Here is a 21,941-nt window from a genome sequence, read left to right on the forward strand (position 1 = left end):
GGGATTTATCGAGCCGAATTTATCCACTGCTTTAGTTCCTCCGATAAGCGCTCATCAACTTCAATCCTCGTCTGCTTACACTCTTTAGGATACTGCTTTGCCTCCTTAAAAGCCATGCTGATAAACAGCCCGGAACCCACAGGAAGAATGCCTGTTAACATGGTCTGCGGAAAAATAAAATGCGTTCCATGTTCATAGGTCATGAGAACTACACTGTTATCCGCGTCCCTTTCTTTCAGCCTGTTTTCCATTCTACGAATGTATTTACAGGTATCCCAAAGTACATCATCCTCCGCACCAATCAGCAGAATGCGACCCTTTATATTCTCCACCTTTATTTTCTCGGCTTCCTGCACGGGATGCCTTTTCTCCGATTCATCGAACAAATCGCGACTGGCAACCATCGCGCCACGCCGTTTGGTTTCCTCAGATATTTTCTGCCAGTATTCCGGATGGCGATACGCATAGGGCAGATAAGGAAGCGGCTTACCGTGATATGAAACAGATGACTCTCCGTCTCCCGGACGTTCGTGAGCCCCGTCTTTCCCATCCTGATAAAAACCTTCCATCACAAAATCAGAAGGAGAAATGGCTATCGTAAGCGTTATTTCCGAAAAGTATGACGCTGCGACAAGCGCAAGCATACCAGTTGTCGAGGCACCCATAATACCGATTTCTTCATTGCCCATCGTCTTCAGAAATGCAAGTGCCTTCTCAAAACGTTCGAGTGGATAGTTATGGTGACCGTAATCTTTTGGGGCCGGTGACATTGTGAGGACGTTCAGACCTTTCTTTTGAAGCCATTTGACGCCACCCTTTGCCATCATGTCTTTTGTATCATCACCAAGCATGGCAATCATGCAATATTTACTGCCGTTCGGATTCGGCCAGTATACGCCGTTATATCCATCTTTCTCTATTGTTTTGATTTCTTTCTTCATGGGAAAGTTTCTCCTCTTCAACTTCAAATTTGTTTATCTATATTGACTAATATTATAGCATTTTTTTCGATATTTTTCTACTGTCATATTTCTCTACTCACTACTATTTACCCTTTGAATGTATAACTTTGAACATTTTATCTTGAAATGTTTCCTTACTCTTTTTATCAAAATATATCTCTGTTACAAAGGTCTTTCCTCTAATCTTTTTTATTAAAATGCCATCAGGTTTTCGGGACATGGCTCTATCTCTTTTGTAAGTTCATTTTCTGTTTTCCTCTCTTTTTATTTTTAAACAAAGAAAAAACAGTAAACCTTTTTCCGATTTACTGTTTCTGTGGTAGTTTTTATTAAATTGTCAGTTCAACAAACAACCGGGATTTGATTATTTCCATGGACGATTTTTAGCAAGCCATCCTTTCTCTTGCCAATATGTCTTATCTCTCTCATTCCATCCCTTTTTTTGAATAATTCTTATGATATTGAATAAAATCCTTGTTTTTATTGAAGGTCTTACCATTGTATAGTTGCTTTTTATTTTATTCGAGAGAGTTGTTGTTTGGCGGTCAACCTTTGATTTTATCTTCTCGTCAACTCTCTTCCAATCCGTCTCCCAAACTGCAATACCTAATTTATAAGTTTTAGCACATCCCCAAAAGAATGTGCTATCTGCCATATCTTTATTAGCTTTTTTCATTCCTGCCCCAGCAGCTGTTGAAAAACAGACAGCTTGTTTTGAAAACATACTTTCACTTGGTCGGTGAACCATCCATCTATAACCATAATGGTCAAGAAACGCTTTCATTGAACCTGTAACATGATATACATATACAGGGCTTGCAAGAATAATTATATCCGACTCATCTATGGCATTTGTAATTGGCTGTAATTGTTCGAAATGCGGACACATACTTTCTCCTTTAGTAAAGCAATTCCCACACCCAATACAGAAATGATTAAAATCTTTTGGTAGAAAAAATTCCGATACTTCTCCACCCAATTTATCTGCAAGCATTCTTGAACTATTATATGTTGAACCTTTATGACTTTGACCATGTATAATAACTATTTTCATAAAATCACCACCATAAATTCAAATTTATTTGTCTATATCGGCTAATATTGTAACATTTTTAAGCGATTTTTTTTCTACTGCCAGATTTCCCACTTACTCGCTACTATTCCCCCTTAGAATGTATTACCTTAAACTCATGATGACAATTCCGATTTTGCCTTGTTCTACATCATTTATCATCTGTGTATAGGCTGAGCGGTCAAGGAACCTACCGCTTTCATCATCGTCGGTATAGTGGCGAATGTTTATCAGCTTTTGCTCTCGTGCATACCTTTCTAAAAATGCTTTTTGATTTACAATACTATTACTCTCGCCACCGTCCCTGTCCTCATCACCAACTGAAAGGCGGGAGTATAGTGCTGTGATTTTATTATGATATTCTATCATGGCATTATCCTCCTTTTTTGTATCTATATATCACTCCTGTTTCCGATGTGAAGAATCACTCATAGCTCCACCCCACGATCTTTCTTAAAGGCTGCTTCCATCACATCTGCATCACGGCCCTTGAAGAAAACTAAATATCTTGGTGGATTCTCTGAAATGTCCTTCTTCAAAGCAAAATCAATTCCATACTTCTTGGCTGTTCCTTCAAAGTCTTTGATATTGTCAAGGAGCAGTGATTTTCACTATTCCGAAAGTGCGTCAATTCGACAAATAAGAGGAAGATGGAATGACGAATGGTGCTCCATCTCCCCTTTGTGTGTTTTCGGTTTTATTTTAGATTGAACGGATAGATACCCGTTTTTTTAATAAGATAAAAATAGCAAAAAACACCGGCGGCTGCAAGCAGCAGGATTAAAACGGCAATAAAAATATTTCTACCCTTTTTCTTTTCGGCGAACGGGTCAAGGTGTGCGAGCCGTGCGTTTTTCGGCAATGATGCCAATTTTGTAAGCGAGCTTCCAAGAGGAATATTGATTTTTGCATGTGCATTAATCGCCCAGCCGTTTGCTTCAAGAATTGGGCCGATACTTCGCTTGCGTAATTTCATGGCGGCCAGTATCATCGACGGTCCAGATATAATAAGTATAAGCCCGATGAGTCCGATAGGTACCCACAAGCCTAAGCCGAATAATGCTTGAAGTAAGCTTCCGATGAGAGTTGAAATTCCGCCTATTGCTGTTCCGATTAAAGCAATCGTCCCAAGATCAAGCTTTTTGTTCGGCAAAGCCGCCGCCGCTTCTTTCGGCATATTGACCGTTTTGTCTGCGGCCGTTGCAACGAGGGCATCCGATTTTTCGTTTGCTGCATTTGCCTTTTTTGCAATTTGCTCTTCAATCATGCGGGCTAAATTTTTATACGGTGAGAAAAACGCTTCACGCACACTGACCGGATTGGCAATAACTTTAGTAATAGTTGCGTTCCAATCGTTTCCATCTCTGTCATAAAACAAACCATTTCTTCCAACAACAATATTGTCAGAAGCGCCATTGGTTAAAAGAGCCAAAAGTTTTCGCTTGGCTGTTCCTCGTGTTATATCACAGTAAAGTAAATACGCTCCCGACAAAATATCCAAGGTTGCATGTCGGTCATCTCCGTTTAATTCAAAGCACAAGGTCGTTGCCCTTGTGTCAAAGAATAAAACGCCTGCCTGAAAGGCCGTTTCTCCTCCGGTATAAAAGTTGGAAAAACTGACATAATTTTTCAAAAGTGTAAAAAAGTCTTTTCGAAAGAGCAATAATTTTTTAAGCGATTGGATGTGCTGTTTTTCCTTTTCAAAGGTCAACCGTTCATTTATTTCCGTGATAATTTCATCTTTTTGATTGAGCTTTGTTTCCAAAAACTGAGGATTGATTTTTGCAGCCTTAATTTCAGCCTGCTTTGAATACACCGTAGTAAAGTCGGAAATTTTTTGTGAAATATTTTTCCAATCATTTTCTGTCAGTACCAAAATCTCTCCGCATAAAGGTGAAACAGCATCTGCGTAGAGCTTTTTTATTTCATTTGCCCAAGCCGGGTTTATTTTGCTTTGTGTGTCCAAAAGCATTTCTGTATTCGGCAATGCAATGGGAAGCTCGCGTAATTTTTCGCTGGAGGTGTTCAATTCAACAGCAGTGAAGGTTTTAAAAATTTCACTGTAGTCGGTGAGGGGCGTATTGTCCCCGTTGACATAGGTCAAAAGTTTACAACGTACAAAAAAGTCGTCTATCTTGTTTTTAACGGCTTCAAAAGCGGCAACGGCTTTTAGCATCGATGCGGTTTCCAAACCGGCACTGACGGCTTTTAAATCTTCGGTGTTTTGGAGGCATTGGTTCCTGTCATTAGTAAACATGTCAAAGATGGCTTCACTCGTGCTGTTTATATTTTCTTTTACATACAGTGAAAGCACTTTTTTCAGGCGGAGATCATCGCTGTCATTATCGGATATTTCTCCGAGTTCATTTGATTTTATAATTTCATTTTCGTTTACAATATCCGCAAGTGAAATTATACTGCCTGTTTTTCCCTGACTTTTTAAGGCCCATTCCGCTGTCTTGGCAATTTCGGTACTTTTTATATCACCGAGTGAAAGTGTATCGCCGTCTTTCATGATGATACCGGCATCCTGTAAACTTTCTGCTAAAAAATCGACGGCATCTAAAACTTCCAGAGGGCGGATAAATCCGTCGGCATCCGTATCCAGTATGGCAGCCGTTTCGGGATTAAAGAAAATGCCTTTTGTCGGCATTGCTAATGTAGTCCAAAGCTTTTGATCTAATTGTCTCAGGTTAAGAATATCATCGGCAGTTTCAAACACCAACTGAGTTACCCCGCCGAATCTTGCAAATTTCCAAATATGTTTTTTCAAGCTTTCCTCCAACTAAAAGTTAAAGTAGCACGTCATCATTTTTTTATCAAGAGGGTATTTATGGTTATGAAAATCGATTTTTAATATTTTTATTAAACCGCCTGTGATGTCAAAAAGCGCAATAAGACACTGTCAACCGACACGGTAAGGATTTACATTTTTCATTAATCTTGCTTTCCATGATATTTGGAGCGCATTTTAATTGACAGGCAAAAGACTTATTTATATAATATCAAGGATGAAATACACGGGTTTAAGCACAAAGAAAATTCTTGAAAATTGGTACGGCAATCATCTTATTATTACTGGAGAAAGTTTTATAGTGGGAATCCTCACAGGGCTTGCCATTACGGCATTTAGAAAATCCATCGATTTTCTTTCAAGCTTACGAATTGATGTTTATGATAAGGCAGTAAGCGGACAGTTCGGTACGGTCTTCGGCTTTGGCGTTCTAATTTTGACGGTAACGGTTCTGGGGCTTTTTATGGGCTTTATCATCAAAAAATATCCTATGATAAAGGGAAGCGGAGTTTCACAGATCAAGGGAAAATTTATGAAAAAGCTCGATATGAGTCCATGGCCGGAATTACCCTTAAAATTTTTAGGCGGTGTTTTAAACATAAGTGCAGGCCTTTCAGTCGGACGGGAAGGCCCCTCCGTTCAAATCGGAGCATACATAGGAAGTGCCTTTGAAAAAATCGGCAAGACTTCCCATATTGAAAGAGTCTGCCTTGTAACGAGCGGTGCTGCAGCAGGGCTTGCCGCAACTTTCGGAGCTCCCTTTGCAGGAATCGTCTTTGCAATCGAAGACCTGCACCAATATCTTAGCCCCCTCCTTTTAACCTGCGTAATGCTCGGAGCCTTTGCAGGCGACCTTGCAGCCTCCTTATTTTTTAAGCAGGGAGCTATTTTTGATTTTCACGGTCTTCAACTTTTCCCTATAAAATATTTCGGCTGGTTAATTTTGATGGGAGCCGCGGCAGCTCTGATCGGACATCTTTTTAAAAAATCTATTTATACTTCTCAAAAGATGTACAGAAAATTAAAGATTTCTCCCCAATTTTCGCCATTGATTCCGTATCTTATTTCGGTACCTGTCTGTATTTTTTTGCCCCTTGCGGCAAGCGGAGGAGATCATCTGATTGAAGCCATTGCAGAACACAGCTTTCCGCTTTCCATGCTCGTTCTGATTCTTGCGGCAAAGATAATTTTTACAGGCCTTTCGGCAGGCTCCGGAGCCATAGGCGGCATATTTGTTCCTCTTCTTTCATGCGGAGCTTTGACGGGAATTATATTTTCGAACATCTTGGTTTATTTTAATTTAATTGAAGCTCAATATGCCGTAAACCTGATGGTCTTTGCGATGGCCGCCTTTTTTACTACCGTAATAAAGGCTCCGGTTACAGCCATAGTTCTTCTTGCAGAAACAAGCGGAGACCTTTTCCATTTGGGAGGCTTGGTGCTGACCACAGCAGCTGCATATATTACGGCAAACATAATAAAGTCGCCGCCTAATGACGAGGTTCTTTTAAAACAGATTTTAGACAGTGAAGATTTTGCAAATAAAAAAGAAAAAGCGGAAGAACACGGCAAGCAGGTTTTTGAAGTCTGCGTTTCTCCCGAATCTTTTTTGGACGGAAAGAAAATTATGGATGTCCAATGGCCTGATGAATGTTTAATCGTTAGCATTGCGAGGGGCGAAGAAGAAATCATTCCCGACGGCAGCACTCTTATCTCGGCAGGAGATCGTCTGGTGGTTTTAACACACGGACACTATGTCGAATTCCATTTGGAACAGATTGCCGAGATGGCTCAAGTTATAGATTAAAAACTTAATTACAAGTTACATACTACCCAGTCCTTGATAGTCCGTTTTTCTTCGTCAAAACTAGAACCGATTGCAATTATTTTTTTACCTCTTCCCGAGTACTTGTCTGCATAGCCTTTTTCTTTGATTTGCTTAATGGCATTCTCTGCCGTTTCATTTGAAGTCAGCTTAAATTCAAAGATATAAACTTTATCTTTAAATTCAACAATGCAGTCGGCCCGTCCGGTTGCACAATGAACTTCAGTGTGCACAAACTGGTTCATAAGAGCGAACACAAGATAAACCGCTGTCTGATAATTTTGTTCACGTAAGGCTAAATCTTTTTCGGTTAAGTTATCATAAGGAATGCCCGATATTATTCCCTTCATCTTTTGCATAAACCCGTCTACATCTCCCGCCTCAATCTGCTCGTAGAATTCCCAAATCGAAAGCCCTGTTTTGTCAGCCCTTATCGAAGTGTAGGCGGGCATAAGGTTATGTAAAAAACCGTAACGCACCTCATCGTTAGGAAATCCCAAACGGTAAAGACCCGCAAAGTCATTATAGTCTTTGATTGTCAAATATCCGGATTGAAACAATATTGGCAGAGGGAGAATAGGATCAGCTCTATACTCATTAAGACCCTGCTCATCAAGCTGAATATTTCCGTCAAGGTCGGGAATATTGTAATAAGCCTTTTTTAAGTATTCTACCAAAAAGGTCGGAGTACCTGTCGCAAACCAGTAGTCACGCATTCTTCCGTCAGCAAAAACATTTAGCAAGCTGAATGGATTATACATATTCGTTCCGGTTTCAGAAAATTTATAGCCATCATATCTCTGCTTTAATTTTGCAAGAGCTTCATCATAAGTCAAGTTATTTTTTTCTGCAAGATTTTTAATTTCAGGTTTAAAATCGGCTTCAAGTTCTTCTTGCGAGATACCGCAGATAGCCGAATAATCCGACAATAAACTCAAATCCCTTAAGTTGTTTAAATCGCTGAATATGCTGATCTTGCTGAATTTTGTAACTCCGGTTAAAAATGCAAAGCGGAGGTACTGGTCTGCACTTTTTATAACTCCGAAAAAGCCTTTAAGGATTGTGCGGTAGGTTTCGTTTAAGGCCTCATCTTTCCACATCGTTTGAAGAAGGGGCTTATCATATTCATCGATGAGAATAACAGCTTGCCTGCCGGTTTTTTCATAAGAGCGGCTTATCACTCCGAAAAAGCGTTCTGTAAGAGTATTTTCGGAATCCTTACTACCGTAAAGCTCTTCCCATCTGCAAAGATGATTGTTTAAAAGGCTTTCCAAATCCTCCCTTGTTTCGTATTTTGAAAGATTAAAATCCAAATAGAGCACGGGATATTCCTGCCAAATTCCACGATTTTCTTTTTCGGCTTCTTCAAATTTTTCGATTTTCAAGCCTTTAAAGAGTTCTTTTTGCCCGAGAAAGTAGGCCTTTAATGTAGAAAGCAAAAGGCTTTTCCCGAAACGGCGCGGACGGCTTAAAAAATATGGAGCCGGATTTTTAACCAAATTCCATATATATTCGGTCTTATCAACATAAAAAAAACCGTTTGTTATAAGTTTTTCAAAACTTTGAACGCCTATCGGCATTTTTCTAATCGTACTCATAAACATAGTATAACAGAAAAATAAGAAATTGACAATAAAAGCATTGCCGCTATAGAATTTACTTTCCGACACAAAAGCCCGAAAATACCTTATCTAGGATATCGTCGGAGCGTACCTCTCCGGTAATTTCACCCAAAAAGCTTAAAGCCTCTTCAAGGTCTTCTACAATTAGGTCTAGGGGAAAACCTTCAACGGCATTTTGATAGGCCGTTTTAAGCACATCCAAGGCCTTTTGCACGGCATCCCTCTGCCTCTCACTTCCGAGGGAGGCCGTTTTAGAAAAGTCTGAACTGCCGGTATTTTTTGCGAGAAGAGCATAGGCCTTTTCAGATAAAGCCTTAATCCCGTTAGAAGCCTTTGATGAAATTATTATGGGATATTTAATTTTTTCGGCTTTTAAGATTTCTTTTATTTTTTCTTTTGACTCGGTATCGATTAGGTCCTCTTTTGTGATAACCGTAATTACCGGAGCCTTTGCATTTTTTATAAATTCGGAATCATCCTTGTTTAAACTACCTGCGGACAGGATATCCTTTGGGTCACAAAGGTAGAGGATGAGGTCTGCGTTCCGGCTCATCTCCAAGCTCCGCTCGACACCTATAGCCTCTATTGAATCCTTAGTATAGCGTATTCCGGCAGTGTCGTAAAGGCTTACAGGGATACCGTTAAAATTTAGGGAGGCTTCAAGCCAATCCCTTGTTGTTCCATGAATATCCGAAACTATGGCTCTATCTTCTTTTAGGAGAGCATTAAAGAGGGAGGACTTCCCTGCATTGGTTCTCCCCGCAAGGACAACCTTAGCTCCTTGAATAAAGATTTTTTCCGCTGCCCATGAATCGGCTAATTTTTTTAGAGGTTCGATAATCCGTAAAATCAAATCGGGGGAAAATGCCCCGCCGGTTGTTTCCTCGTCTTCAGGGTATTCTATTTCGACATCGGCCGCCGCAATAGCTGCAATAAGCTCTTTCTTTATTTCTCCTATACCTGAAAAAAGATTCCCCGATAGGCGGCCTGCAGCAAGTTCAATATTTATATCGGTTTTTGAATTGATGATTTCGTTTACAGCCTCAGCCCGCGTTAAGTCGGCCTTTCCGTTGGCAAAGGCACGGAAGGTAAACTCCCCGCCCTCGGCCGCCCTAAAACCGTTCTCAATTAGAAGGCGGTAAATTTTTAAAACTACGGCGGTTCCTCCATGACAGATAAATTCGACGGAATCTTCTCCTGTAAAACTTTTCGGTTCCCTGTAAACGCAGGCCATAACCTCATCAACTTCTTTTTTTGATTCGGGATCTAAAACCCAGCCATGCAAGATAGTGTTGCCTTTAGCTTCTGTTAGTTTTTGAGGTCTTGAAAATATTACGGAAGCAAGGTCTATTGCCCCCTTCCCCGAAGTGCGGACAATTCCTAGGGCTGCCGGGCTTAAAGCCGTTGCTATTGCGGCTATCGGATCGTCTAAGGCATATTTACCTATCTGCATTATTTTCTCCCGAAATTTTTAAGCGGCAAAATATTATCGGTGCAAGACCTGAGGCAATAAGGCCGACTGCAAAAAATTCCAAAAATCGATAGAGCCTGTATTGAGCATAACTTGAATCTATTTTTAAAATATAAAAAATTACAATCGGAATACATGAAAGAACAGAACCGACTATAAAACGTAAAATTTTTTGAACCGAAGTTCCCGAAGAAGCGTCAAAGCTATATTTTGAATTTTCAAGGATACGGATATTCCCAAAAGCCAGCCCAAGGATTGTGCCGGCTTCTTGAACCTTTTCCTTTGAAATTAAAATGAGTATAAATGAAAAAAGAGCTGCAATGGTAAATCTTATTGATTCAGTTTTTTTGAGTTTAATATTTTGGGCATCGCTCTCATCCGTCCTATTTAAACTGGAAAGTTTTGCTTCCATTGCGGGAAGAAAAAACATAAGCCCTAAAAATATTACCAAACCAAGCCCCCAGCCTAATAAGACATCGGTCGGATAATGCACACCGAGATAAACCCGTGAAAAACCTACCAAGAGCGGGAGAATAATTGCAGCTGCGATTTTTAGCTTAACCGAAGCAGTACCGCTTTTTTGATGCTTTACCTGTTGAGAATCTTTTGAGAGATTTTCTCCAAAAGGCTTATAAAACAAAACAGCCGGATAGATAAAAGAACTTATCGAAGAATGACCTGAAGGCGTTGAAAAACCGCCTATACTTTTAAGCATAATTTCGGGTGCATGTATAAAGGGACGCGGAATTTTAAATATCCGCTTAATCCCCCCGTTGAGTCCTGAGGTAAAGGCAGCTGCATAAGCAAGATGAAGTCCTTTTTTATAATCTATACACCAAAGATACAAACCTATAATAAAAACGACAAATCCGTAGGTTGAAGCATCCGTAAAAAATTTCATTATTTCGTTAAGAAAAGGGTTTGAAAAATTTTGTACTGCCCTGATTACTTCTATTCCCCATTGATGTATAAAATGAAGCTCTTTTGAAGCTGCCGTAAGTTCCGTCATTATAAGCCCTCTCCATCAGGGCGCAAATCCAAGTAGCGTCCCGAATTATTCCAATAAATATAACCCTCATCTATGGAATCCTTAATTCCCAAAATTTGACGTTTTACATAATTTTCATCATAGTATTTTTTATCGTACGAAACGGGTATAAAAAAGGCTTGAGCCCAAGGGCGTACAATTACCTTGTTGCGTGCAATCAATTTGTTTCTATAAGAACCTTGATGATAAATTCTATAAGGTCTTTCTTCGGCAGGTTTATAGGCTAAAAAACTTTGAGAAAAATGACTTGGGTAAAACATCGGACAAATAACGTCTACAAACTCGGCTAGGAGTTCTACCTCCTGCCCCGTGCGGGCTCCCGTGCGGTACCAGCCGTTTGCTCCGTAAATATCTATAGAAATAGGAGCCTTGATTCTTTCGCGTGAGTAAGCTAAAAAAGACATAAGCGCACCGACCTTGTCCATGCCGTTTTCCCTTGCAGGGTATCGGACATCTGCAAGGTTTAAGCCGTCGGTAGGAAAACGAATATAGTCGAATTGAATTTCGTCAAAGCCGAGAGAGCAAAGTTCTTCGGCTATATCTACATTGTATTTCCAAACGGCTTCGTTATAAGGATCAACCCAATGCTCCTGTATAATTTCTTTTTCTCCGTTATAAAGATTATAGCCCTGCCAAGGCTTTCCGGTTTCTTTATCCTGAACGGCATATTGTCCGTTATTATATCTATATAAATTTTTATCTTTAAATACGACAATTCGGGCAATAAGATAAATCTTTTCCGCCTTTGCTCGTTTTATAAATTTTTCAATATCGAGAGTATACTTTATGCCGTTATATTTTTTTATATCTTCGTTTTTACTTTCATAACGGACAAAGCCTGCTTCATCTTTCATATCGATTACAAGGGCATTGAGCTTATTATCTTTGATTGTTTTAAGATGGTTTTCAAAAGATTTTTCATCGCTCATCTGATGAGTAGGCGTATAAATACCTTTTTTTCCATCCGCTTTCTTTGCATAAGGATTGATTTGATTTTGTTTATCATGTAATAACCAAAGTTCCGATAAGGATAAGTTACCGCTAAGCATGGTTAAAGTATTGGGCACAAAAGCACATAGATAATTTGATTTTTTAAGATAGTTTTTAATTTTATCATAAGGTTTAAATAAATTTTTATAAATATAAATTTGAGTTTTCGGCATAAGTAAATTGCTTTGCAGTATATCTCCTTCTATAACTCCAAACACAGTATTATCGATAATATTAAGACTATCCGCACAAACAAGTTCTTTTTCTTTTTTGTTTAATGATGTAAATATTTTTCTGCTCCAATCAAGTTTATAAATTATTCCTGAAAAAGTTTGAACACAATAAACTTGAACACTTTTTGAAGTTTGATCAAACACAATATCCGAAACCTCTTCAACACCCTCAGGTCCTTTTTTTAAACCGTTGTTTAATTCATTCCATACTTTTGAATTAACATCAGGCTGTTTCCATGAAACACCGGCTATCGAATGCGAGACAAAAACCGTCAAAACTTTTTCACCTCTTGAATTAGGCATATCCAAAACGCAGACAGCCTTTATTCCGTTTACAGAATGATTCGCCCCGAGGTCTTCCCATGTTTTCCCTGAATCCCTCGTCAAAAAAACATTGCTTGAAGTTGCCGTAACAAAGATATTAGGGTTAAAGGGGTGAACTTCCAAATCTTTTAGTTGAGGAATTTTTTCTATAAAAGTTTTGTTTCCGTTTTTATCTATATTTTTAATTATTTTTTTTGGAAGCTTCTCATTTAGATAATAAAAGTCTTTTAAATCTTTACTTGCCGCAAGGCCTTTGTCCGTTAAAAAAAGCCACTGGTTTCCGGTCTTACATATTTTTAAAACAGAAGAATCACTCCATATTTTTTTTGTTTTAAAATTTTCTATCTTAAACAAGCCCTCGCCGTTTCCTGCTAAAAAAACATCTTGGGCGTAAAGCGGGAGCATAATAATCAACAAAACAAAAGCAAGCTTTAAAGCTCTTTTACCGCAATAACAGATTTTCATAGGCTTACATAATGCCACAAATTGAAGATATATGCAAGCGGTGTTTTATAGGCATTTTTGCGAGCTCTTACATTTTTCTCTAAAATATGTTATAATATAAGAATATTGGAGTTTATTATGAAAATATATTGCCCATGCGATACAAGTTTTGAAATTGAACATAAAGCTAAAATAAATTTAGATAAAGAACCTGAAATATTAAAAAAAATAAACGACGGTTCATATTTAACCTTTAAATGCCCTAAATGCGGAAGAAACGTACGTTCCGAAATAAAAACGCGGATCGAATGGCCTTCTAAAAATCTTATTTTACTCTTTGTTCCCGAAGCCGACAGGATAGCCTGTCTATCAAGCTGTTCCGGATTAAAAGAAATAAACGAAAAAACAAAAAAAGCTGAAAAGATAGAATATGAAAAAGCCGATGAAACTCCGGTTATAGGCTATTCGGAATTGGCTGAAAGGCTTGCCGTTGTGGAAGCCGGGCTTGATCCTCATGCCATGGAAGTATTAAAATTTTTTATATTGGACAACGGAAAAGACATAAAAGGGAAAAAGATAAAAATTTTTTTCCATTCGATAAACAATGACGGCTGCTTCGAGTTTTATGTTTACGGACTAAAAGAAGATCAAGTAGCCGTTATGAAAATTCCTGTCAAATTATATGACTCAATTTGTCAAGATATAAAAAACAAAAAGAAGTCCGAAGTCTTTTCGGCAGTCTACCTAGGAAACTATCTTTCCTATCAAAATATTTTTACCGAAGGAAGGGATTTATAGTCTATGTACAAAAAATGCGCTTGTTTATTTTTTGCTTTGATTTTATGTTTTTCATTAGGAGCTCAAAATACGGATCTGCCTTGGAGCGAGGTTGCCGAAAATCAAGAACAGAAAACGGAGGCAGGAACCGGACAAGGAGGCGGAACATCAAGCTCAAGCACTCCCTCGCAATCACAACCGGAAGCAAACTCGAACTCTGCCTCGCAAACACAGCCGGAAGAAAACTCCAATCCTGCCTCGCAAGCCCAAGCGGAAACAAATTCAAATGCAACGCCGCAAACTCAACCGGCACCAAGTGCAAATCCACAAGCTCAAACCTCAGAGATAAAGCCGGAAGAAACCAAAATAAATATTCTTGTATTTGCTCAAGCCATGAGCCTTGCAGTTGCAAACGACAAGGCCCTTTATTCACGTAACTCAGGCGCAAGAGCGGCCATACCCGAACAAGACAGGCTGCGCTCGGCAAAAGTCGTTCATAAATTTTCAGGAGGCGTTACGGAGATAATGAATTCGGGGACATTGCCTATATTTTTTGCAGCAGGAAAGGACGGCTTTGTTACCAGATACTCTTATCCGAAATTCGAACCGGATACTTGGCAGCTTTCAAGTATGCCCATACAAAAAATAGCAGTACATCCTAAAGGACAACTCGTTGCAGTTTATGAAACAAACGGTTTTAGCATTCATCAAGTTTCTCTTTGGGATTGGGCAAAAAAGAAAACATTATTTTCAAAACGGTTATCGGATTCTGTTGTATCTCTTTCATGGTCGGCCAATGGAACCTATCTTTTTGTTGGCAATAGGTCTACCGACGGTATTACGGTATTGGATTCAAAAGGCATCGTGCAAAACATTTATCAAGAAGCTCCCGGAATAGTTTCTTTGGCAGCTACCGAGTCAGCCGAAAAAAATATTGTAACTTACGGGGAATCAGGCCGCCTTGTTTACACCGATATAGCAAAGAAAAAAAAACTAAAAGAATTCAGAACCGAAAACAAACTTGAAAATCCGAATCTTATAAAAAACTTCACAAGAATAATCGGTTATAAGGGCAATAATGTCTATGTAATAGATGCGGCTACAGGACAAACAATTTCCAAGCATCAAGCGGGATATGCCCTCTTTGCTTCCAAAATTCAAGATTCGATTCCTATTTGGATTGAAAGAACCCGAAGAAAAAATGAATGGTGTATAAGACAGGGAGACGCTTCTTCAAACGGTTTTTATGTGCCGGGTAATTCCAAAATAACGGCAGCCCGCCATATTAAAAATCATATGATAATAGGAACGCAAGACGGATCAATTTACATGATAGGTTTAAACGAAAACTCTTCAGTAAATCTGGAAAAACCGCTCACCTACGCCGGCTCAAAAATAGATGATATTACAAGCGACGGAAATGTTTTATATATCCTAAAGTCCGGAAAAATCTATGTTCAAAATTCTCCGGAAGAAAAAACTGTTCCGATAATCGAAGACCTTAAAGCAAATAAATTTAAATTTTACAACAACGGCTTTTTGTTGTGGTCGGATATAAAAAAGGGCACCCCCATATCCCATTACTCTCTTGATACAAAGACACTAAAAAATATTATCGTCCCCAAAGAAACTGTTATATCGGTTTCGTTCTATAAAAATTTATTTTTATATGTCGAATCTTTTAACGGTGTTACATTGGTTAATTTTGATAACGGGAAAAAAGAATTCGTTTACACTGCCCCCGGAATTCAAAATGCGGTTCAAGTAGACGATAACACAATGCTTATTGCCAAAAGTGCTATAGGACGTACTCAAAGTCCGGTTTTTATAATCAATACATTAACGGAAGAAACAAGCCCCATCCCAATGGAAGGGAATTTAGCTTTTTCGCTTGAACAAAATGAGTCGCGCCCGAACAGTCTTGCCTGCTTTTTGGTAGGAACTAATCCTTCAACCAAGACGGAACTGCTGCATATCAGCTTAAACCGTAAAAATCCTATAGACAGCACCTTTAAACCGATTCTTTCCTACAAGGAAGAAAGCGTAGATGCCTTTTTGGAAATTTCGGGAAACGACATTTTAACCAACTTAGGAAACAGCTCCCTTGTTCACTACAATACCTCCTCAAAACAAGCCAGAAGATTATCCCGCTTCTACGGGTTTCCTAAAGAAGCTATTATATTAAAAAAATATTTTGTAAGCCTCAACTTCGGCGATACCGTATCGTGGTATGAGCGGAAAACAGGAGCTATGTTAAAAACAGTAACAGTAGAGTAAGAGAAGATTTATGAAACGATATATTTTATTTTTTATACTTGCAGTAATGCTTTTTACCTCATGTGCAAAAACCGAAGAAGACAAGATAGCCGTCATCTGGACGGACAGGGCAGAGTTTGTTTCATACTGTGAGGTTTTTAATAACTCACAAAACGAACACAAAGTTATTGTCGAATACAAAAAAAGCCCTGTCGATGCTCTCATAAATACCGATGTGCAGCCCGACATAGTTATAGGCTCATGGCTTAAAGGTAAATCGGCCAGAGTAAAATTTAGAAAAATCAACAATCTTTTCGGAGAAAAAAAGATAAACAAAGATGACTTTTATCCCGAACTCTTAAACTTAGGAAATATTTCCGCTAATCAATATCTATTACCTATAAGTTTTAACCTGCCGATGATTATTTTTTCTTCGGCAAATAAGTTTAAAACAAATAGCGATTTTTCCATTTCTCCCGATGAAATAAGAGATTTTGCAATTAAGTTTAACAAAATAAATAGAGGTGCTTATACGGCAATGGGTTTTTCTCCGCGCTGGTCGGACGATTTTTTATACATGAATACTAAAGGTTTTAATGCCTCATTTGAAGAAGAAAACGATTTTTTTTCATGGAACGATAAGTCTCTTCAAAATGCAATAAATTATATAAGAGATTGGAGCAGCGAGGTTAACACATCGGCAGCCGCTGAAGATGACTTTAAATTCAAATATCTTTATGACTCACCCTATGTTTTAGTCAAAAACGGAAAATGCCTTTTTTATTATGCTTCCAGCGAAGACCTCTTTTCAGCTACTCAAAAAAGATTGGAAAACATAGATTTTAGATGGCTGGCCTTTAATGGAAAGACTCCGTTAAAAGACGACATTCTTTACGGAGGAATTTGCAGTAATGCAAAAAACGTCAAAGCGGCTGAGGCCTTTTTTATTTGGTTCTTTCAGGTAAAAACCCAAGAGCAGCTTTTAAACCGAGCCAATGAAATGGATTTAATGGTAAACTCCTTCGGCCTTGCAGGAGGTTTTTCTGCCCTGCACCAAGTAACCGAAAAATTATTCCCAAGGTATTATCCGCTTTTGCTGGCTCACCTGCCTCAAACACAAAGCTTTTATGCACCTCATATCTTGCCGAGCAATTGGCCGATGTTAAAAAAAGAAATTCTAATGCCCTATCTGAAGGACGCTTGTAATACCTCGGCCTACCCCGATTCTATTCCTTCTCTTAATAAAAGAATAGCAGAATGGTATAAAAATCAATAAAAATGCAACTTTATCATCATTCGTTTGTCTTAGACATTTGATGGAACTTTTAACGGAGGATTTATGCAGACAATCGATGACCTTGGGGAATATACATTTTCGGCCTTATTAAAGAATTCGGTCTTAAAATTTTCAAATAGACCGGCTCTTTCATATGTATCCGAACAACCCATAAGCTACACAGAATTTAAAGAAAAAATCGAGTCTACAAAAGGACTATTACATTCACTGGGTATAAAACCTCTTGATAAAGTAGCAATTTTCAGCACAAGCTCACCGCAGTGGGCAGTTTCATATTTTGCGATAGTTACACTTGGAGCCGTCGCAGTTCCTCTCTTACCCGATTTTAACGAAGATGAAGCAATGACCTGTATAAAACATTCCGGTACAAAAGCCGTCTTCATCGGAGAAAAACTTTTTCCGAAATTAAAAAATGCTGAGGAATTGGATATTATAATAAACATAGAAGATTTTTCCGTAAAAAAAGGTAAAATAAAAACAGATACTCCCATACCGGAACATAAATGCAAGGAAGAAGACATAGCTTCGATTATCTATACATCAGGAACTACAGGCCGCTCTAAAGGTGTTGTCCTAACACATAAAAATCTTATCTTTACGGCTATTGCAGGTCAGAACTGTCAGCGAATAAACCAATATGAGGCAGCTCTTTCAATATTACCCATGTCCCATGTTTATGAGTTTACAATAGGCTTTTTAATGTTTATCTTAAACGGCGCCTGCATCTACTATCTTGAAGGTCCGCCTACTCCTCGTAACCTCCTGCCTGCCCTTCAAAAAGTGAGACCTCACTTTATGCTGGCTGTTCCGATTATAATCGAAAAAATATATAAACAAAAAATTCTTCCTGCCTTTAATGCAAGTCCGCTTATAAAGAAAATTTACGGAACAAAACTGGGAAGAAAATTATTATGCCGTAAGGCCGGAAAAAAGCTAAAAAAGACCTTCGGCGGCCGTCTTAAATTTTTCGGTATAGGAGGCTCAAAAACAGATCCGGTTGTTGAACAATTTATGGTTGACGCAAAATTCCCGTATGCAATAGGTTACGGCCTTACCGAAACTTCTCCACTGATTGCCTATTCCGCAGTGTACAAAACCGTTCCCGGCGTAATAGGTATTACCGTTCCGGAGATAGAAATAAAAATAGGGAACAAAGACCCTCAAACAGGAGTAGGAGAGCTCCTAGTAAAAGGCCCCAATGTAATGAAAGGATATTACAATGCCCCGGACTTAACAAAAGAAGCCTTTACCGAAGACGGCTGGTTTAAGACCGGCGACCTATGCATCATAGATGATAAAGGGAAAGTAAGCTTAAAAGGAAGGTCAAAAAATATGATCCTAGGAGCTGCAGGAGAAAATATTTATCCTGAAGACATAGAATTTGTCTTAAACCAGCACCCTCTTGTATCAGAATCCTTAGTTGTTGAAGGAGAAAATACATCCCTAGTCGCTTACGTACGCTTACAAGATGCCATAGGAGGTGCCGTCTCAGGAATTTCCAATGCGATAATGCATAAGAGGGAAGAAGTTTTAAACGAAATAAGATTTTTTGTCAACTCTAAAGTAAACAAGTTTTCAAAGATAGATAAAATTGAACTTGTAGACGAATTTGAAAAAACCGCAAGTCAAAAGATAAAGCGTTACCTTTACACCTTTCGTTATGGAAAAACTCAAAATGAAAATCTAAAAGAAGAGCTTAAGGCTTCCCTGTTTTAAGGGTCAGCTTACTACTACTTTGAGTTTTTTTACCGAAGATTTTTTTAAAAAAGGCCTTTATTGCACGCCATAGCCTTACAAAAAATCCCGGATTTTTTAAACGGTTAAGGCGTGCAAAAGCATTTAAAAGCTCCTCATCTGAAAATTGCTGCCTTTGCACATTTTCTTCAATTTCAATATCGAGAGCAAGAGACGCATCTTCTACAGAGAGTACCCTTGCTTCAATCATTTTCCAACCCAGCTTTTTTGCAGCTTCCAATCGCCTTTGTCCGGCTATCAGCACATTGTTTTGATTTACAATAATCGGATTTAAAAGCCCTACACGGTTTAGACTTTCTGCCAACTCTTCAATTTCTATAAATTCTTTTCTAGCTCTTTGCTTTACTTTTATATCATCTATTGGAATCTGCATAAGCCCCCCATAATAGTTAAGGCGTTTGCCGATAAGGCAAACTCGGCAGATAAACAGTGAGGCAGCATTTGTGCCGAACTGTTTATCACACATCCTTTATCAAAGGATTTATTTTCCATACTCCTTTGATAGACTTTCAATACTCATAATAAACTCATCTTTGACTTTTGTCCAGTCCTCAGAGTTCATTTCAAGCACATTCATCCTATCTTTAGGCATTTCTATGTTCTTTAGGATCTTGTTAGTCATAATCATTTTTGAATCCAATTCAAGTTCAAGACTGCCCCCGCCGAGTTCACCAGGAACGGTTAAAGATACCTTATCTATGCCAAACTCTACACTATCCGGGTTCTTTTTAAAGCTGCCCAAACAAGCCATTTCCATTATTTCCATCTTATTATCATCATGCTCTTCATCGGAATATACGGGAATCCTTTTCGGAAAAGCAAAATTCATTGAAGCCTTAAAATTATCGGACTGTTTTGTTTTATCTATCAGTATGGCATAATTTAGAGCTCCTAATGTCAAATCTTCACTCATCGAATCATTAGCAGTAAGCCACATATTTATCATAAAATCGGCTTTATTTTCGTTTGATTCCCCCCTGCTTGTAAATGTGATAGTATGGGAAGAAGAATCTACATCACTAAAAAGTTCTATACTTGCAATTAAATTATTTAAAACATAATCATAGTCTTCAATTTCATAGCTTAATTTTAGCCATGGTTTATCCGCTACAAAAACCGTAAACATATCTTTTGAAATTAATCCGTCTTTTACGTTTATCTTTTCGGTAATGCGTAAATTTTCAGGGATAGCTATTTTTTCAGGTGAAAGATTTTCGGAAAATTTATCCAACATTTCTTTTGTAAGAACATTTTCATACATGCTCAACACTAATTTTAAGCGGTTATCGTTTTTTAGGGCATACCAAATAAGAGACGGAACTTGTTTTAGCTGTTCATTGTTAAAAGTAATTTCATATCCCGAATCGGTCTTTTTTATATCGGCTTTTTTATAAATAGCTTTTTCGGCATTTAAATATCTTTTTTTAGAATGCCTGTCAAGCTGCATAGTCATCATGTTTTTTATTTCAGTATAGGAAAAGTCCATATTAAAAAACGAAAAGAAATCTTTAGGGGAGATCAGGGCTAAAAATTTACCTATACCGTTTGAGGGCAGATAAAATGTAGTATCCTTTAAAAAAGGACTGGCAGCCTCAATATTTTTATCTCCTAATTTCATAATCAAAATAGGGATATCGGACATCTCGGGAACAGGATTTTTGATACCGTAAGAATAAAAAAGAGCTTTTTCTTTTTGGTCGTTAATATAGGTAAAATTTAAACCGATTTTGTTTTTGATAAGCGTTTCAATAACGGCCTTCTCCATAGGCTGCTGATCAGCCTTGTTGTTCTTAATAGTATTTTTAAAATCCTTAATTTGGGCATCAAATATAACCGATCCGTTTTTTTCTATAGCCTCAGTCATAAAATATTCATCTTCAAATTTCTTAATGGATTTTTCGGCTCTTTCTGTGGATAATTTTTTTAATGCTATAATGTCCTTTTCGTTCCTATTTCCGCAAGAAACAAGGAATCCTGCAAAAATACCGATAAGAGTGAATAAAATAAAAGATTTAAAATTTTTCATATAGTACCTCACAAAAGCAGTATAAAGGATTAGAGACTTTTTGTCAATACTATGTAGCTATATAACCATAAGACGTTAAAATAATTCTTTTGTTAGGAGGAGTTCGGGGTCGGCAGGTATTTCGTTTATAAGTAACTCCCAATGCAAATGCGGCCCCGTAGAAAATCCCGTCGTGCCGATGTCGGCAATTTTTTCTCCTTGTTTTACAAAATCTTCTTCCTTTACATGAATCTTATTGAGATGATAATAAATGGTGTAAACAGCCGGAGCATGTTCGATTACAAGGGTCCATCCCGTTACTATTCTTTCTTCGGCAAGTACAACCTTTCCTGCTCCCGGAGCAAAAATCGGCGTTCCTTTGGGAGCAGGATAATCGACTCCCCAGTGCCGGCTTACCGAAGTTTTTCCGTCAGGATATTTTGAGGTACGCTTTTCGGCAAAGGTTGAGCTTATTCTTGTGGCATTAAACGGCATTACAAAAGGGCCTTTAAAATAAAGGCTTTCAAGGTTTTGCATTTTTATAACTTCGGCAAACCTGTTCCTTTGCTCCGTTTTTTTAGGGCTGGTATCTCTTAAAATTTGAGAATTTTTTGCACTCAACTTCATTACAAATTCTTCAAATTCTTTTTCTAAAACCTCAAAGCCCCTATCTTCTTCAAAAAGGGCTCCTTCAATTATCAGATGGGTCCGAATCTTCCATTTTCCCGTCTTCCACCAAACGGCAACAGCCGCAATTGCCGCCCATTCTTTTTCCGTCTTATCAATAGGAAAAGCATTGATAGTTTGAACTTTTTTTTCCGATGTGTCATAAACAGTAACCCATGCTTTTTCTATTTTTCGTGCAGCCTTAAATTTTACGTTAAAAAAAGAACCCAAATCTCCGCTCGAAGGTATCGAAATAATATACGGAGTTTTTTCAGATTTGTTTTTTTGTTCACTATCGGAAACATCCGTTTTTCCTGACGCATGGAGACTAAATAAAAAACAAAAAAACAAAAATACTTGAAAACTTCTTTTTTTTAACATTTTAATAATCCTTAAATTA

General features: G+C 38.1%; 17 protein-coding genes and 1 pseudogene. 5 read left to right on the forward strand and 13 right to left on the reverse strand.

All coding sequences use genetic code 11. The features are described from left to right. Positions 1–5: 5 nt before the first annotated feature. The 6 genes and pseudogenes from E4N74_RS08195 to E4N74_RS08215 form a co-directional block, all read right to left on the reverse strand. The gene (locus E4N74_RS08195) at positions 6–941 is read right to left on the reverse strand and encodes an acyl-CoA thioester hydrolase/BAAT C-terminal domain-containing protein (protein ID WP_002680020.1); all 936 of its coding nucleotides are present in this window, start codon (positions 939–941) and stop codon (positions 6–8) included. A gap of 103 nt (positions 942–1,044) precedes the next feature. Next, positions 1,045–1,182: a hypothetical protein gene (locus E4N74_RS12915; protein WP_369426247.1), complete on the reverse strand. Its 138-nt coding sequence runs from the start codon at positions 1,180–1,182 to the stop codon at positions 1,045–1,047. A 144-nt stretch (positions 1,183–1,326) separates the two neighbouring features. Beyond that, the gene (locus tag E4N74_RS08200) at positions 1,327–2,016 is read right to left on the reverse strand and encodes a flavodoxin family protein (protein ID WP_255810425.1); all 690 of its coding nucleotides are present in this window, start codon (positions 2,014–2,016) and stop codon (positions 1,327–1,329) included. 135 nt (positions 2,017–2,151) lie between these two features. Continuing rightward, positions 2,152–2,403 (reverse strand): annotated as a pseudogene (locus tag E4N74_RS08205) (recombinase family protein); the annotation flags it as partial. 59 nt (positions 2,404–2,462) lie between these two features. Beyond that, entirely contained in the window at positions 2,463–2,636 is a 174-nt protein-coding gene (locus tag E4N74_RS08210; protein ID WP_476718557.1) for a PcfB family protein, read from the reverse strand. 95 nt (positions 2,637–2,731) lie between these two features. Further along, entirely contained in the window at positions 2,732–4,807 is a 2,076-nt protein-coding gene (locus E4N74_RS08215) for a hypothetical protein (RefSeq protein WP_255817205.1), read from the reverse strand. Between the two features lie 202 nt (positions 4,808–5,009). On the opposite strand from E4N74_RS08215, the gene E4N74_RS08220 reads away from it, so the two are divergent. Beyond that, positions 5,010–6,635, forward strand: a complete 1,626-nt coding sequence (locus E4N74_RS08220; protein WP_338113355.1) for a ClC family H(+)/Cl(-) exchange transporter — start codon at positions 5,010–5,012, stop codon at positions 6,633–6,635. 8 nt (positions 6,636–6,643) lie between these two features. On the opposite strand, the gene E4N74_RS08225 is transcribed toward E4N74_RS08220, so the two are convergent. Genes E4N74_RS08225 through E4N74_RS08240 form a run of 4 tightly spaced genes read right to left on the reverse strand, consistent with a single transcriptional unit; the run spans position 6,644 to position 12,824 of the window. Then, positions 6,644–8,251, reverse strand: a complete 1,608-nt coding sequence (locus tag E4N74_RS08225) for an ATP-binding protein (protein WP_255817207.1) — start codon at positions 8,249–8,251, stop codon at positions 6,644–6,646. Positions 8,252–8,309: 58 nt separating this feature from the next. Further along, positions 8,310–9,728, reverse strand: a complete 1,419-nt coding sequence (mnmE, locus tag E4N74_RS08230; RefSeq protein ID WP_255804936.1) for a tRNA uridine-5-carboxymethylaminomethyl(34) synthesis GTPase MnmE — start codon at positions 9,726–9,728, stop codon at positions 8,310–8,312. Next, the gene (locus tag E4N74_RS08235; RefSeq protein ID WP_255817208.1) at positions 9,715–10,755 is read right to left on the reverse strand and encodes a phosphatase PAP2 family protein; all 1,041 of its coding nucleotides are present in this window, start codon (positions 10,753–10,755) and stop codon (positions 9,715–9,717) included. The genes mnmE and E4N74_RS08235 overlap by 14 nt, the downstream gene beginning before the upstream one ends. Then, complete coding sequence (locus tag E4N74_RS08240; RefSeq protein WP_255817209.1) at positions 10,755–12,824, reverse strand: putative glycoside hydrolase; 2,070 nt, start codon at positions 12,822–12,824, stop codon at positions 10,755–10,757. Before E4N74_RS08240 ends, E4N74_RS08235 begins: the two co-directional genes overlap by 1 nt. 99 nt (positions 12,825–12,923) lie before the next feature. On the opposite strand from E4N74_RS08240, the gene E4N74_RS08245 reads away from it, so the two are divergent. From E4N74_RS08245 to E4N74_RS08260, 4 genes are all read left to right on the forward strand, one after another. After that, positions 12,924–13,583, forward strand: coding sequence for a CpXC domain-containing protein (locus E4N74_RS08245; RefSeq protein WP_255817210.1), 660 nt, complete (start codon positions 12,924–12,926; stop codon positions 13,581–13,583). 3 nt (positions 13,584–13,586) lie between these two features. After that, entirely contained in the window at positions 13,587–15,839 is a 2,253-nt protein-coding gene (locus tag E4N74_RS08250; RefSeq protein WP_145475325.1) for a YncE family protein, read from the forward strand. Positions 15,840–15,849: 10 nt separating this feature from the next. Next, positions 15,850–17,094 (forward strand): extracellular solute-binding protein, encoded by a 1,245-nt coding sequence (locus tag E4N74_RS08255; RefSeq protein ID WP_044977550.1) that lies wholly within the window; start codon positions 15,850–15,852, stop codon positions 17,092–17,094. A 63-nt stretch (positions 17,095–17,157) separates the two neighbouring features. Beyond that, positions 17,158–18,831, forward strand: coding sequence for an AMP-binding protein (locus tag E4N74_RS08260; protein ID WP_255804940.1), 1,674 nt, complete (start codon positions 17,158–17,160; stop codon positions 18,829–18,831). Here the strand turns inward: E4N74_RS08260 and E4N74_RS08265 are convergent. The 3 genes from E4N74_RS08265 to E4N74_RS08275 all read right to left on the reverse strand — a co-directional run bounded on the left by E4N74_RS08265 (position 18,812) and on the right by E4N74_RS08275 (position 21,922). Continuing rightward, positions 18,812–19,243, reverse strand: a complete 432-nt coding sequence (locus tag E4N74_RS08265) for a ParB N-terminal domain-containing protein (protein ID WP_044977552.1) — start codon at positions 19,241–19,243, stop codon at positions 18,812–18,814. The two genes, E4N74_RS08260 and E4N74_RS08265, sit on opposite strands and share 20 nt — an antisense overlap. A 108-nt stretch (positions 19,244–19,351) precedes the next feature. Further along, positions 19,352–20,896 carry a hypothetical protein gene (locus E4N74_RS08270; RefSeq protein ID WP_255804941.1) on the reverse strand — a complete coding sequence of 515 codons (1,545 nt, stop codon included), beginning with the start codon at positions 20,894–20,896 and terminating at the stop codon, positions 19,352–19,354. Positions 20,897–20,971: 75 nt separating this feature from the next. Continuing rightward, positions 20,972–21,922 carry a M23 family metallopeptidase gene (locus E4N74_RS08275; protein WP_044977554.1) on the reverse strand — a complete coding sequence of 317 codons (951 nt, stop codon included), beginning with the start codon at positions 21,920–21,922 and terminating at the stop codon, positions 20,972–20,974. Positions 21,923–21,941 lie beyond the last annotated feature (19 nt).

Origin of the sequence: Treponema putidum (assembly GCF_024401155.1) — a bacterium.
In the GTDB taxonomy this organism is placed as follows: domain Bacteria; phylum Spirochaetota; class Spirochaetia; order Treponematales; family Treponemataceae; genus Treponema_B; species Treponema_B putidum.

Coding starts and splice junctions, on each gene's coding strand:
- E4N74_RS08195 (WP_002680020.1), bottom strand. CDS start 941: ATGAAGAAAGAAATCAAAACAATAGAGAAAGATGGATATAACGGCGTA.
- E4N74_RS12915 (WP_369426247.1), bottom strand. CDS start 1,182: ATGTCCCGAAAACCTGATGGCATTTTAATAAAAAAGATTAGAGGAAAG.
- E4N74_RS08200 (WP_255810425.1), bottom strand. CDS start 2,016: ATGAAAATAGTTATTATACATGGTCAAAGTCATAAAGGTTCAACATAT.
- E4N74_RS08225 (WP_255817207.1), bottom strand. CDS start 8,251: ATGAGTACGATTAGAAAAATGCCGATAGGCGTTCAAAGTTTTGAAAAA.
- mnmE (WP_255804936.1), bottom strand. CDS start 9,728: ATGCAGATAGGTAAATATGCCTTAGACGATCCGATAGCCGCAATAGCA.
- E4N74_RS08235 (WP_255817208.1), bottom strand. CDS start 10,755: ATGACGGAACTTACGGCAGCTTCAAAAGAGCTTCATTTTATACATCAA.
- E4N74_RS08245 (WP_255817210.1), top strand. CDS start 12,924: ATGAAAATATATTGCCCATGCGATACAAGTTTTGAAATTGAACATAAA.
- E4N74_RS08250 (WP_145475325.1), top strand. CDS start 13,587: ATGTACAAAAAATGCGCTTGTTTATTTTTTGCTTTGATTTTATGTTTT.
- E4N74_RS08255 (WP_044977550.1), top strand. CDS start 15,850: ATGAAACGATATATTTTATTTTTTATACTTGCAGTAATGCTTTTTACC.
- E4N74_RS08260 (WP_255804940.1), top strand. CDS start 17,158: ATGCAGACAATCGATGACCTTGGGGAATATACATTTTCGGCCTTATTA.
- E4N74_RS08265 (WP_044977552.1), bottom strand. CDS start 19,243: ATGCAGATTCCAATAGATGATATAAAAGTAAAGCAAAGAGCTAGAAAA.
- E4N74_RS08270 (WP_255804941.1), bottom strand. CDS start 20,896: ATGAAAAATTTTAAATCTTTTATTTTATTCACTCTTATCGGTATTTTT.
- E4N74_RS08275 (WP_044977554.1), bottom strand. CDS start 21,922: ATGTTAAAAAAAAGAAGTTTTCAAGTATTTTTGTTTTTTTGTTTTTTA.